The 12,919-nt window shown below is 66.6% G+C and carries 10 protein-coding genes; 1 reads left to right on the top strand and 9 read right to left on the bottom strand.

Going from position 1 to position 12,919, the window contains the following annotated elements; all coding sequences use genetic code 11:
* Position 1: 1 nt before the first annotated feature.
* Positions 2-1,297 (bottom strand): homogentisate 1,2-dioxygenase, encoded by a 1,296-nt coding sequence (gene hmgA, locus CAG33_RS11530; RefSeq protein ID WP_085578692.1) that lies wholly within the window; start codon positions 1,295-1,297, stop codon positions 2-4.
* A 163-nt stretch (positions 1,298-1,460) separates the two neighbouring features.
* Here hmgA and CAG33_RS11525 point away from each other — a divergent pair, with 163 nt between their 5' ends.
* Positions 1,461-2,255 (top strand): IclR family transcriptional regulator, encoded by a 795-nt coding sequence (locus tag CAG33_RS11525; RefSeq protein WP_085578690.1) that lies wholly within the window; start codon positions 1,461-1,463, stop codon positions 2,253-2,255.
* A gap of 47 nt (positions 2,256-2,302) precedes the next feature.
* Here the strand turns inward: CAG33_RS11525 and CAG33_RS11520 are convergent, their stop codons facing one another.
* From CAG33_RS11520 to CAG33_RS11485, 8 genes are all read right to left on the bottom strand, one after another.
* A complete protein-coding gene (locus CAG33_RS11520; RefSeq protein ID WP_085638457.1) occupies positions 2,303-4,858 on the bottom strand; it encodes a LuxR C-terminal-related transcriptional regulator in 2,556 nt (851 codons plus the stop codon).
* A gap of 139 nt (positions 4,859-4,997) precedes the next feature.
* The gene (locus tag CAG33_RS11515; protein WP_085631662.1) at positions 4,998-6,365 is read right to left on the bottom strand and encodes a DUF1329 domain-containing protein; all 1,368 of its coding nucleotides are present in this window, start codon (positions 6,363-6,365) and stop codon (positions 4,998-5,000) included.
* A gap of 24 nt (positions 6,366-6,389) precedes the next feature.
* Complete coding sequence (locus CAG33_RS11510; protein WP_085631664.1) at positions 6,390-8,183, bottom strand: DUF1302 domain-containing protein; 1,794 nt, start codon at positions 8,181-8,183, stop codon at positions 6,390-6,392.
* 756 nt (positions 8,184-8,939) lie between these two features.
* On the bottom strand, positions 8,940-9,851 hold the full coding sequence (locus CAG33_RS11505) for an SDR family oxidoreductase (RefSeq protein ID WP_085578682.1): 912 nt from the start codon (positions 9,849-9,851) through the stop codon (positions 8,940-8,942).
* A gap of 175 nt (positions 9,852-10,026) precedes the next feature.
* The gene (locus tag CAG33_RS11500) at positions 10,027-10,929 is read right to left on the bottom strand and encodes an alpha/beta fold hydrolase (protein ID WP_085578680.1); all 903 of its coding nucleotides are present in this window, start codon (positions 10,927-10,929) and stop codon (positions 10,027-10,029) included.
* Positions 10,929-11,711: a class II aldolase/adducin family protein gene (locus CAG33_RS11495; RefSeq protein WP_085578678.1), complete on the bottom strand. Its 783-nt coding sequence runs from the start codon at positions 11,709-11,711 to the stop codon at positions 10,929-10,931. Before CAG33_RS11495 ends, CAG33_RS11500 begins: the two co-directional genes overlap by 1 nt.
* A gap of 131 nt (positions 11,712-11,842) precedes the next feature.
* The gene (locus CAG33_RS11490) at positions 11,843-12,529 is read right to left on the bottom strand and encodes an LrgB family protein (protein ID WP_085631666.1); all 687 of its coding nucleotides are present in this window, start codon (positions 12,527-12,529) and stop codon (positions 11,843-11,845) included.
* Positions 12,519-12,893, bottom strand: coding sequence for a CidA/LrgA family protein (locus tag CAG33_RS11485; protein WP_085638454.1), 375 nt, complete (start codon positions 12,891-12,893; stop codon positions 12,519-12,521). The genes CAG33_RS11490 and CAG33_RS11485 overlap by 11 nt, the downstream gene beginning before the upstream one ends.
* Between the last annotated feature and the right edge of the window lie 26 nt (positions 12,894-12,919).

Genomic DNA, 12,919 nt, shown 5'->3' with positions numbered 1-12,919 from the left:
GTTATCTCCGGGTCGGGTCGAACGTGACAGGCAGCGTAGCCCAGCAGGCGTCGTAATTGGATTGCAGTTGCGGACAGTCGAGGGCGAAACGGCTCGGGCGCAGCACCTGGCTGGTCTCGAACATGAACGCCATGGTGTTGTCGATCTTCGCAGGCTTGAGGTCAGCGTTGATGGCCTTGGTGCAGGTCTCGCCGTCCGGGCCGTGGGCGCTCATGCAGCTGTGCAGGGACGCGCCGCCGGGCACGAAGCCTTCGGCCTTGGCGTCGTACTCGCCCTGGATCAGGCCCATGAACTCGTTCATCAGGTTGCGGTGGAACCACGGCGGACGGAAGGTCTTCTCGGCCACCATCCAGCGCGGCGGGAAGATCACGAAGTCGAGGTTGGCCAGGCCGTGCACGCTGGTCGGCGAGGTCAGCACGGTGAAGATCGACGGATCCGGGTGATCGAAACTGACCGTGCCGATGGTGTTGAACCGGCGCAGGTCATATTTGTACGGCACGTTGTTGCCGTGCCAGGCGACCACGTCCAGCGGCGAGTGTCCGAGCTCGGCGCCCCACAGCTGGCCGAGGAACTTCTGCACCAGGGTGGTCGGCTGCCGAAGGTTCTCGTAGGCCGCGACCGGGGTCAGGAAGTCACGAGGGTTGGCCAGGCCGTTGCTGCCGATCGGCCCCAGGTCCGGCAGGCGCAGCGGTGCGCCGTGGTTCTCGGCGACGTAGCCGCGGGCCTGGGCGTCCAGCAGCTCGACGCGGAACTTCAGGCCCCGCGGCAGCACGGCGATCTCCAGCGGCTCGACCTCAAGCACGCCCAGTTCGGTGGCGATGCGCAGGCGCCCCAGTTGCGGCACCAGCAGCAGCTCGCCGTCGGCATTGAAGAACACCCGCTCCATCGAGCGGTTGGCGGCATAGCTGTAGATGCTGATGCCGGCCGGTTTTTCGGCGCCGGCGTTGGCGGCCATGCTCACCAGGCCGTCGATGAAATCGGTGGGGGCGGACGGAATGTCCAGCGGGTTCCAGCGCAGGCGGTTGGGCGTGACCTCACCCAACGGGCCGCCGGCCAGTTGCCGCTCCAGCTTGGCGAACGCCGGGTGATTGGCCGACGGGTTGATCCGGTACATCCAGGTGCGCCGCGCTTCGCTGCGGGCCATGGTGAAGGCGGTGCCGGAAAACAGTTCGGCGTAGAGGCCGTAGGGGGCTTTCTGCGGGGAGTTCTGGCCGACGGGCAAAGCACCCGGCAACGCTTCGCTGCTGAATTCGTTGCCGAAACCCGACTGGTACGCCAGGGCTGAATCGAGGTTCATGGAGCCTCCTGAACAGGGAGTCGGCATGGCCCGTCGCTCTGGATCAGAGGTGCTGGCACGCCGGGGTTGTTATTGTCGTAATTCGATTACGCATAACGTAATTTGCTCGCTATCCAGCGTCAAGCTATAAAGACGCCCATTCGATCCGGGACACGGCGCCACCATGGAAAAAACCAGCGACAGCAACGGCAAACAGAAAGTGCGCTCCGCCGAGGTCGGCACCGACATCCTCAAGGCGCTGGCCGAACTGTCGCCCGCCACGTCGCTGTCGCGCCTGGCCGAGCACGTGCAGATGCCGGCGAGCAAGGTGCACCGCTACCTGCAGGCGTTGATCGCCTCGGGGTTCGCCGAGCAGGATGCCGCCACCAACCACTACGGGCTGGGCCGCGAGGCGCTGCGCGTGGGCCTGGCCGCCCTCAACAGCATGGACGTGCTCAAGGTCGCCGCCCTGCCGCTGTCGGAACTGCGCGACGAACTCAACGAAACCTGCTTTCTGGCGGTCTGGGGCAACCAGGGCGCAACCGTGGTGCACATCGAGCCGGCGGTGCGGGCGGTGACGGTGGTGACGCAACTGGGCTCGGTGCTGCCGCTGCTCAGTTCCTCCACCGGCCTGGTCTTCAGCGCCTACCTGCCGCACCGCGAAACCGACGAACTGCGCGAGCGGGAAACCGCTGTCGATGAGCATCCGCTGGCGGATGAGAAGGCTTATGCGGACCTGTGCCAGCAGATCCGCGCACGGGGCCTGCACCACGTGCACGGCTTGCTGATGCCGGGTGTGGACGCGCTGTCGGCCCCGGTGTTCAACGCGGTCGGGCAGATCGCCGCCGTGCTGACCATCGTCGGCCCGACCTCGCTGTTCCACGCCGACGAAAACGGCCCGGCGGCCCGGCGGTTGCTGGCGGCGGCGCGGGCCGTGAGCTGGCGGATGGGCTATCAGGGCGACGGCCTGAAGGGTTGACTCAGCCTTTCAGCATCCGGCCACCGCCGCCGCAAAGGCTGGCCCGCTCATTGCCATAGCGCCGTCGACTTCGCCTTGGCCACCGCTTGCGTCCTGCGCTGAACCCCCAACTTGCCGTTGATCCGCCGGGCATGGGTCTTGACGGTGTGCAGAGAAATGAACAGCGCATCGGCAATCTGTTGATTGGAATGGCCGAGCGCGATCAGCTTCAGGACTTGCCGCTCCCGTTGGCTCAACGTGCCTGTCTGATCCGACAGCGCGTCGGTTTCCTCACCCCGCACTTCGTGGCAGGCCTGCAGCAATGCCGGTACGCGCAGGCGCAGTTCGCTCAGCGCCTGCTGCCCCTGGTACTTGGTCACGCTGTCCATCCCTTCGTGCAGCCGCGCTTTCGCGTCGGCCGGGCGACCCTCCAGCCACAACAGTTCGGCCGTCGCCAGCTGCAGCTCGGTGAACAGCGCCCACATGCCCCGCGCCTGCGCCCGGTTCATCAGGCCTTCCAGTTGCGCCGCCGCATCGCTCGGTGCCGACAGCGATCTGGCCATGGCGAGGATCAGTAAATACTCGATCCGCGCAATCAGCTCCAGCGTCGCCGGCGGAGCCTGCAATGCCTGCGGGCCGCGATAGTGCCTGAGCACCCGGCTCAAGGCTTCGCACGCCAGCTCCGCCCGCCCCTGCTGCAACCAGAAATGGCTGCTGACCTGCAGCAGCGCGCCGCGGTAGACCGTGTCCGGAATCTGCCGCTGCTGCATCAGCCGTTCCGCGTCGCGCAATCGTTCGAAGGCCTGGGCATAGTCCCCACCGTTGGCGGCCAGTTGCGCCTGGCCGAGAAAGCCATACAGCACGCGTTTGTCGTGGCTGCGCAGGCAATCGTCCAGCCCTTGCCGGAAGCATTCGGCGGCCTGCGCCTGCTGCCCCATGCCCAGCGCCAACCGCCCCCGCCGCAAGGCGATGCGCCCCAGCAAGGGCGTCGGACGTTCGTCCCGCGCGCTCAACAATTGCTCCATCTGCGCCAACAGGCTGTCGGCACGTCCCGGCGCGCCGCGCTGCTCCAGCCATTGGGCGTGATCGAGCTCAAGCAAGCCCTCGAACAGCAGTGACCCGCAGGCCCGGGCCAGACGCAGGGCCTCGCGGTTGATCGCCTGCGCCCGGTCCATCTCGGCGCACAGCAGCGCCTGTTGCGTCTGCCCGGACAGGCACAGCAAGCGCGCCGGCCAGGCGTCATCCGCCAACGCCGCCAACGCTTGCTCGAAATGTTCGCGGGCGGCGTCCATGTGCCCCTGCAAGTGCAGCAGCCACCCTTGCTGCGCCTGCCAGCGGGCGATCAATTGCTGCTGGCGCACCGCCGACGGTTGGGGAAGGAAGCGCCCCAGATGCCCGATCCAGGCCGTCGCCTGGCTGAATCGCCCGGCAAACAGCAAGGCGGCGGTCATCAGGCCGATCAGTTGCGGCGAGCCGAGCATCAGCGCCTCGCCCTGGCGCTCGTGCAGGCTCAGCAGGAGCACCACGGCCCGGTCCTCGAACAGGTGCTCGAAGGTGAAATGCTGCAACAGGCTGACCGCCACCTCGAACTCCTCGGCGAGCAACGCCTGTTCGAAGGCCGACTTCCAGTCCTGTTCGGCGGCGAACCACTGACAGGCCCGCCGATGCCACGAACGCCCCTGGGGCCAGTGCTCGTCAATGATCAACCGGGACAGCGCCGGGAACACCTGCAGCCAGTCGGCCGAGCCCTGCCAGGGTTCGATGAAGCAACCGAGCGCCTGCAAGTCGCTCAGGTACTGAGTGCCTTCCCCGGCGCCGAACAAGTGATCGCAGAGCCCGGCATTGAACCGTGGAAAATGCGCCAGCACCCGCCAGGCTTCGGCCAGCTCGGGGGTGAGGCCACTGAACAGTTCGCGCTGCAGGTAATCGAGCAAGGTGTCGGCACGCTGCTGCGGCAGTTCCCGTTGCGACCAGTCGCATTTCTGCAGCAACGCCATGCGCACGCCGGCACACCAGCCGCCGGTGCGCCGCACGATGCGCTCGGCCGCCAGCCCCGCCTGCTCCGGCGGCAGGTGCCGCAGCACCGGGGCCAGTTCCTGCGGCGTGAGCGCCAGCGCCGCCGCCTCGCACTCATGCAACGCGTCGTCGAGCAGCAGGCGCGGCCAATTGCAGGACGGACGCCGGCGGGTGCCGATCCACCAGATCAGCGTCGGGGCGCTGGCCGCCAGCAAACGGTCGAGCAAGGCGTCCAGCAACGGATCCGGCTGGCGGCAATAGTCATCGATCATCAGCCAGGCCGGCGACCGCCAGCGGGCCAGTTCCTCGGTGAGCGCAGCCTCGTCCGAACCCTGCGCGCCCAGCGCCTGGGCCAGCCGCCGGCAGAACCCGTCGACGGACAACGCCGCGCCCGCCAAGGGCAGCCAATGCACCGTGCAGCCCGCCGGCACCTGCAACAGGCATTCGCTCATCAACGCCGTCTTGCCGCTGCCGGGCGGCGCGCAGAGCAAGCGGATGCGTGCCGTGGTCTCCAGCAGCGGCCCGCTCAGACGGCTGCGCAACTGGTGATGGGCAGACAGCCTGGGCAGAAAACGGGGCGGATCCAGACACGGCGTCATGGCGGTCATCGTGCGAGCCTTCTTATCGTTGTGCCGTCACCCTAGCTCTGTCCCGCGCGCTTGTTGATAAGTATTCAAGCGGCTGATCGGCCCCCATAAAAAAGGCGACCGCCCGGTCGCCTTTTGTACGCCTTGTGTATCGCGACCGTTACCGGACGCCCTCCGAACGCAGGGCCGACGGCGTGTAGTCGGCGGCCTTGGCGTCGAAGCCGAACTCGAAACTGTGCTTCTCTTCGTTCTTCATGCCCAGGGCGATGTAGCGGCCGGCGATGATGTCGTAGAGCGCTTCGAGGGTGTACGCCTGGGCCTGGTGATCGTAGTAGTACTGGGCGTGCCCCTCGGCCACCCGCCACAGTTGGCCGCGGCCGTCGTAGTGGTCGACCAGCGCCACCTGCCAGCTGTCCTCGTCCAGGTACATGTGGCGCTTGGCGTAGATGTGCCGCTCGCTCGGCTTGACCGTGCCGACCACCTCCCAGACCCGGTGCAGCTCATAGCGGGTCAGGTCCTGGTTGATGTGCCCGGCCTTGATGATGTCGTCGTACTTGAGGCTCGGCGAATCGAGCTTGTAGCTGTTGTAGGGGATGTACATTTCCTTCTTGCCGATCAGTTTCCAGTCGTAGCGGTCCGGCGCCCCGGAGAACATGTCGAAGTTGTCCGAGGTGCGCAGGCCGTCCGCCGCCGTGCCCGGCCCGTCGTAGGCCACCTGCGGGGCGCGGCGCACCCGGCGCTGGCCTGCGTTGTAGATCCAGGCCAGGCGCGGCTCCTTCACTTGGTCGAGGGTCTCGTGCACCAGCAGCACGTTGCCCGCCAGCCGCGCCGGGGCGGTCACCGACTGCTTGAAGAAGGTCAGCACGTTGGCCGCCTTCTCCGGATCCAGATCCTTCATCAACTGCGGCACCGCAATCTCTTCCTCGAAGCGGATCGGCGTGTAGCTGCCGTTGGTCTGCGGCGTCACCTGGGTGATAATCCGCCGCAGGTTGCCGCCGTGGTAACGGGTGATGTGGTTCCACAGCACCTCGACGCCGTTCTTGGGGATCGGGAAGGCGTAGTAGCGGTTGCCGGTGAAGTTGGCCAGGCCGTTGCCGTCGTTGATGGTGGTCACGTTCAGCGCGCTGCGCTTGGCCGACTCGTAGATCTCCGGCGGCGCGGCGACGGTGCGGTGGGTCGGGTAGACCGGAATTTTGTAGGTTTCGGGGTAGCGCTTGAACATTGCCACCTGGCCGTCGGACAGTTTGCCCTCGTACTGCTCGACGTTGGCGGCGGTGATGGTGAACAGCGGCTTCTCGCCGGCGAACGGATCGGCCAAAAACCCTTTGCTGTCCACCGCCCCGGCGTTCTTCGGGATGCCGCCGGTCCACGCCGGAATCGAGCCGTCGGCATTGCCGGCCTTCTCGGCCCCCAGCGGCGTCAGGCTGGTGCCGAGCTTGTTCGCCTCTTCCGGCGACACCGCCGCGATCACGTTGGCCGCCAGGAGGCTCAAGGCCAGGGCGCCGCACTGCAGAATCATCTTGCGCATCGGATTCATCCTTATTCGGGCAGGTCAGAAGTTCACGCCGAAGCTCAGGGCCACGAAGTCACGGTCTTCGAGGACGTTGTAGTCGCCGCCGAAAAAGTCGGTGTAGCTCAGGCTCGCGGTGTAGGTGTTGCGGTAGTCGGCATCGACCCCGACGCTGACCGCCTTGGCCCCTTCGTTGAACAGCCCGTTGGGGCCGTACCCGGCGACGTCGTGGGACCAGGACAGGTTGGGCTTGAGGTTGATGCCGCCGATCACGTTGGCGTAGTCGAGGATCGCCCGGGCCCGGTAGCCCCACGAGGTGGACGTGACGAAGCCGCCGGTGTCGCCGCCGAAACCGTACTGGCCGTACACCGAGTCGCGGCCGTAACGCAGCTTGCTGCGCGGCTCCAGCCCGCCGACCCGCACCACCGCCGCCTCGCCGACCACGGTCAGGCGTTCGGCGCCCAGCACCTGGTCGAAGAAGTGGGTCAGGGTGCTCTGCACCTGGGTCACTTCCTTGCGCCGGTAGCCTTTGTTGTCGGCGCCGGGGCGGGTGGCCAGCGGCGACGCCGCGCCGCCGGCGATGGGGTTGAGCATCGCCAGGGTCAGGTCGTTGGTGTTGACCTGCACCGGGGCGTTGGGCCGGTAGCTGATCTCGCCGGTCCAGGCGGTGCCGGTGGGCAGCGTGGTGGAAAAGCTCGCGCCGTAGAGGCGGATGTCTTCCGGGTATTCGAGGTAGTACTGGCCGCGGCCGAGCATCACGCTCTGGGCCAGGCCAGAGCCGGCGCCCGGCGCGATGCCGTTGGCGATCCCGACCATCCCCGGCAACGCCGCCAGGGTCGAGAGCCCGGCGGTGGTGGTGCCGACGGTCGGCGTGCGGCTGTGGTAGTTCATGAAGTACAGGCCGTACTCGGTGTCTTCGCCGAGCCAGCGCAGCGCCGTGCCCCACTGCCCCGAGTCCCGCGCGTCGCGGTCGCCGCCCCGGGGAATCACCACGCCTTCGCGGGTCACCTGGATCGGCTGCCCGAACGCCGCCGCCAACGGCGCCAGCGGCGCGATCGCCGGGTTGCCGACGGTGTAGCCGGTGGTGCAGCCGTCCGCCGCCACGTCGACGCCGAAGAATGTGCCGCAGTTGTCCAGCACCGTCTGATCCCACTCCAGCTGATAGAAGCCTTCGACCGTGAGCTTGTCGGTCAGGCCCTGGGAAGCGAACAGCATGTTCACCGGGATCAGGCCTTCCTTGATCTCCGCACCAGGGCGGCGGAACGCCGACACGTCGATGGGGTTGATGCTGTTGATCGAGTTGCCGATGAAGGTGCTCTCGCCCCAGCTCACCACCTGCTTGCCGGCGCGCACGGTGCCCGGCAGGTCGGCGATGGAATAGTTGTGGTAGACGAAGGCGTCGAGGATCTCGGCGCCCGAGGACTTGGCGCCCTCCTTGCGGCCCTTGTCGCTGATCGGCTTGAACTCGCGGTCCTCGTCCTTGAGCTCGAAGTCGTACCAGTACTTGCCGCGCACGAACACACCGGTGTCGCCGTACTTGAGCTCAAGGTCGTGGATGCCCTTGAAGATCTTGGAGAAGGTTTCGCCTTTCTTGAAGTTCAGGCGCCCGTCATCCCCGGTCGAGGACTGCCCCGTCCCGCCGTTGACCGTCCCCACCAGCGACTTGTCGGCATCGCGCAGGCCCCAGCTCGCACCGACCGACAGCGACGAGTCGAACGTGCCCTCGATTTCCCCGATGTTGAACGAAACCGCCTGCGCCTGGGCGCAGCATCCCAAGGCCACCGCAACGGCCAACGCCTGCGGTGTGAAGATGGCGCGCATTGTTGTTTTTGTCATGCGTCTTCCCCGGTGAGTGACAGGAGGCTCCACCCTACTGCCCGGCGGCCGCGCCCGATAAGCGCACCAAGGAGGTATTCACGCTGTCGCCCGAAAGGATGAATGCCCTTGCCGGGCAGGCCTCTTCGCCGATCATGAACGGGCTGGATGGTCTACGATCAATGCCGGGCATGATGCTCATCGCGGTGCACCGGACTGTTGCATGCCCCGCAACAGTGCATGTCCGGAATCGGTATTTTTCCCACAGGCCCGTGCGCTTATTCTGAACGGGCTTTCACGGCGAACAGCCTTGAAGCCAGAAGTCCGTAGCCTGAGGGCCATCGGCAACCGTTTTCAGACGGTGCGCAACGCTTGCGCTCCCTCGACCCGCTGTTCACTGACGTTGATTTGTAGCTCCTTGATCCAACGTCTTACCTTGGCCGCTGCTGATGCAGCGGCCTTTTTTTTGTCTGCGGATCAGTCCTCCTGCCACACCGGACACGTTCGGTCCCGGTACCCGTCAGCAGGAATCGGTGTTGCGTTCAGGGAGGGGCTTGCCCTCTGCTGCGCCTTGGCGTCGCCGGACAGAATGTCCGGACGCCAACGGCACGAGGTCAATGCAAGCGGTGAACGGCTGAAAACCTACGCGACGCCTTTTGAGAAGGGTGCACAGGTCAGCGGGAGGGGCAGAACCGGACAACGCCAACATTCATGTTGAACGACCGGTACGCGCAACAGCAAACGGCCACCAGGGATCACCCCGGTGGCCGGCTTGGATCACAACGAATACTTCTGCAGATTCCCCATCATTTCCTTCAGCGCCTCGATGTTGTCCTTCGGGTGCGCCGCCCCTTCAAAGTCGCAGATCTGTTGCCAGTGCGCCGCGACATCCTCGGGCGAGAAGCCCGCGTTCGGATCGAACCCGGCGCCCAGGCTGCGCTCCCAGCGCACCTTGCCCATCCAGCCGCCGCCGACCTCGAACAGGCCTGCGGTCTCCTGGCAGTTCTCGCTGGCCAGGTACACCACCAGCGGGCTGACCAGTTCGGGCTTGAGCTGGTCGAACACCTGCGGCGGGATCAGGCCCTCGGTCATGCGGGTGCCGCCGGTGGGGGCGATGGCGTTGACCAGGATGTTGTTCTTGCGGCCCTCGATGGCCAGGGTGCGGGTCAGGCCGTACAGGCCTAGCTTGGCCATGCCGTAGTTGGACTGGCCGAAGTTGCCGTAGATGCCGGAGGTGGACGCGGTGAAGATCACCCGTCCGTAATTCTGCTCGCGCAGGTGCGGCCAGGCAGCGCGGGTGACTTTGTAGGCGCCTTCGACATGGACGCGGTAGACCAGGTCCCAATCGGCGTCCTCCATCTTGTGGAAGGACTTGTCGCGCAGGATCCCGGCGTTGTTGACCACCACATCGACGCGGCCGAACGCATCCAGCGCGTTCTGCACGAGCTTGTCGCCGTCGGTGACCGAATCGTGGTTGGCCTCGGCGATGCCGCCGGCCGCGCGGATCTCCGCAACCACGCGGTCGGCCGCCGACGCGTTGGCGCCCTCGCCCTGGGTCGAGCCGCCGAGGTCGTTGACCAGCACCTTGGCGCCCTGCTTGGCGAACAGCAACGCGTGGGCCCGCCCCAGGCCGCCGCCGGCTCCGGTGACGATCACGACTTTGTCTTCGAAACGCACAGCTTCATTCATGGCAGGGACTCCAGCAGGCCTGAGGGACAGAGAGCCCGAGTGTCAGGCACAGGCGCTGCGGTCACAACGAACACGGCTGGCGCTGAATGGCGGCCGATAAGGCGCAAGGATGATCAGACGGGAGCGTTTGCGTTGCGGCGCAGCGAGCGGCAGCACGCGCGCCGCTGCGCGGCGTTCAGGAGCACGCGGCCTTGAGGGGCGGCAGCGCGAGGTGGTCGCGAAACGCCAGGTAGTGCTTGAGCACCAGCGCCGGCGCTTCGGTCTGGGGGTAATGGCCGATGCCCGGCAACAGCACCGCGTCCGCGTCCGGAATCAGCTGGCGGTAGCGCTCGACCATGTGCCCGCCGGAGATCGGATCGGTTTCGCCGTCGATCACTCGCAACGGGATGTCGCCGCGCTGCATGGCCGCGACCCAACGGTCGCGCTGCAGCCGTCGCTCGGGGATGTAGCCGATCAGCTTGTGCATGATCCGCCGCCCGCGGTTGCTCTCGATCAGGCTCCAGAAGTCATCCAGCTCGCTTTCGCTGGGACGGCTCTGCGGCCCGAAGATCTGCCGGAAGCTTTTCGCCAGGCCTTCGCGGCTGAACGCACGGCCGATCATCCAGCCCAACGGGCTGAGCAGCAGCTTTTGCATCAGCACCGGCCGGTGGGTCTCCGGGAACAGGCCGCCGTTGAGGAACACGCAACTGGCCACCTCGATCAGGCCGTCGCCGTGCCGGGCGAGCAATTCCTGGGCGACGCTGTCGCCGTAGTCGTGGGCCAGCACGTGGATCGGCTGTTCGACCTTCAGGTGCGCGAGCAGCGCCTGTTGCAGGTCGGCCTGCTCCAGCAGGCTGTAGGTGTGGTTCAGGGGTTTGGCCGAATCGCCGAAACCGAGCATGTCGCAGGCGATCACCCGGTAGCGCTGGGCCAGCGGCTGCCAGAGGTAATGCCAGTCCCAGCTGGCGGTCGGAAAGCCATGGATCAGCAGCAGCGGCTCGCCCTGCCCGCACGTCCAGTAACGGATCGGCTGGCCACGGAAGACAAACGTGCGGCTGCGCTTGCGCCAGACGCTCAGCGGAATCTCGGTCAGAGGCATCAGAGTCGGTATCCCGCGTCGTGTTGATCGAGTTTGCGCAGCAGCGCCGGCCAGGCCAGCGCGCCGCCCATGCCCTGGGCGCTCTTGGTGACGCCGGCGATCATCGCCCGGGCACCGGCCAGGATCTGCGGTTCGATGGGAATCAGCTCGGCGCCGCCGGCCTGGGCCATCACCTGGATGTCGCAGGCGCGCTGGAAGGTGAACATCATCAGGAAGGTATCGGCGATGGTGCCGCCGCAGGTCAGCAGGCCGTGGTTGTGCAGCATCAGGAAACTGCTGTCCCCCAGGTCGGCCTGCAGCCGGGCCTTTTCCTCGTGGTTCAGCGCCACGCCCTCGTAGGCGTGATAGCCCAGGCTGGACAGCACGAACAGCGACTGCTGGCTGATCGGCAGCACCCCCTGCCGCTGCGCCGACACCGCCACGCCGGACGCGGTGTGGGTGTGCAGCACGCAGGCCACGTCGTGCCGCACTTCGTGCACGGCGCTGTGGATGGTGTAGCCGGCGGGATTGATCTCGTAGGGGCTGTCCATGAGTTTGCGGCCGGCCAGGTCGACCTTCACCAGGCTCGACGCCGTGATCTCATGGAACATCAGGCCGAAGGGGTTGATCAGGAAATCTTCGGTGCCGGGCACCTTGGCGGAGATGTGGGTGAAGATCAGGTCATCCCAGCCATGCAGGGCGACCAAACGGTAACAGGCGGCAAGATCGACCCGGGTCTGCCACTCCGCGGCACTGACCTGGTCTTTGACATTCTGGGACGACGGGACGGGGGCTACGCTCACTGTATGCACCTCTGCGTTCTTATTGTTCTGCACGTGACAGCAGTCTAGTCAGCCGCCGAAGATCGTGTAGTTGCATTGGTAGCCAGCTTGATGACTGAGCGGGTCAGAAAGGCCAGGGCCTTGGATCCATGTCAAAGCACCGACGCCAGCAAAGGGGCGGCGAACAGATTGAGCAGCCCGGTCAGCACCATCACCAGCCCGGCCACGGAGCCCTCTTCACCCCCCACTTCCCGGGCCCGGCTGACGCCTGCGCCATGGGCGCCGACCCCGAACAGCGCACCGCGCGCCAGGGCGCTGCGCAGCGGCAGCCACTTGAGCAGCACACCACCCAGCATGGCCCCGAACACCCCGGTGAACATCACGAACACCGCCGTCAGCTCCGGCACGCCGCCCAGATCCTGCGCCAACGGCATGGCGAACGGCGTGGTGATCGAGCGCGGCACCAGCGACAGCGTCACCGAGCTGTCCAGCGCCAGCGCCCGGGCCAGCCCGAACGACGTCGCGACCGACGCCGCGCTGCCGGCCAGCATGCCCAGCAACAGGGCCGGCCAATGCCGCACCAACAGGCGCCGCTGCTGCCAGATCGGCACCGCGAACGCGACGGTGACCGGCCCCAGCACCTGCATCAGCCAGCGGGTGTCGCGGGAGTACTCGGCATAGGCGGTGTGCAGCGGCACCGCGAGGGCCAGCAGCAGCGCCGGCACCAGGATCAGCGGCGACAGCACATAACGCCCGGTGCGCCGGTACAGCCAACGGCTGAACAGGTACGCGAGCAGCGTGAAGGCCAGCCAGAACATCGGCATCGGTTCATACGTCATGGGAAGGCCTCAGGCGCACGGCCAGCTCCACGGTGAACGCCGTCGCCAGCATCACCATCAACGTGCTGGCGCCGATCACCAGCGCGATCCGCCAGCCGTCATCGCGCAGCAAGACGCCGTGATCCAGCAGGCTCATCAGCGCGGGTATGAAGAACAGCAGCATCTCGGCCATCAGCAGCCCGGCGCCCAGCTGCAACGCCGCCGGCTTGACCCGGCCGGACGCGAACGCCAGCAGCAACAGCGCCATGCCGATCACCCCGCCGGGAATCGGCCAAGCCAGCCACGCGGCCAGCCGGCAGCCGAGCAGATACAGGCCCAGCAGCACGGCCAGTTCGGCCAATAGACGGGAAAGACGCTTGATCATGGTTTCGCTCCTCGCAGGCGCCCATT

It is taken from the genome of Pseudomonas sp. B3(2017), assembly GCF_002113595.1.
GTDB lineage: Bacteria > Pseudomonadota > Gammaproteobacteria > Pseudomonadales > Pseudomonadaceae > Aquipseudomonas > Aquipseudomonas ekonensis.
This window is presented reverse-complemented; position numbering and strand designations above follow the sequence as displayed.

Coding starts and splice junctions, on each gene's coding strand:
- hmgA (WP_085578692.1), bottom strand. CDS start 1,297: ATGAACCTCGATTCAGCCCTGGCGTACCAGTCGGGTTTCGGCAACGAA.
- CAG33_RS11525 (WP_085578690.1), top strand. CDS start 1,461: ATGGAAAAAACCAGCGACAGCAACGGCAAACAGAAAGTGCGCTCCGCC.
- CAG33_RS11520 (WP_085638457.1), bottom strand. CDS start 4,858: ATGACCGCCATGACGCCGTGTCTGGATCCGCCCCGTTTTCTGCCCAGG.
- CAG33_RS11515 (WP_085631662.1), bottom strand. CDS start 6,365: ATGCGCAAGATGATTCTGCAGTGCGGCGCCCTGGCCTTGAGCCTCCTG.
- CAG33_RS11510 (WP_085631664.1), bottom strand. CDS start 8,183: ATGACAAAAACAACAATGCGCGCCATCTTCACACCGCAGGCGTTGGCC.
- CAG33_RS11505 (WP_085578682.1), bottom strand. CDS start 9,851: ATGAATGAAGCTGTGCGTTTCGAAGACAAAGTCGTGATCGTCACCGGA.
- CAG33_RS11500 (WP_085578680.1), bottom strand. CDS start 10,929: ATGCCTCTGACCGAGATTCCGCTGAGCGTCTGGCGCAAGCGCAGCCGC.
- CAG33_RS11490 (WP_085631666.1), bottom strand. CDS start 12,529: ATGACGTATGAACCGATGCCGATGTTCTGGCTGGCCTTCACGCTGCTC.
- CAG33_RS11485 (WP_085638454.1), bottom strand. CDS start 12,893: ATGATCAAGCGTCTTTCCCGTCTATTGGCCGAACTGGCCGTGCTGCTG.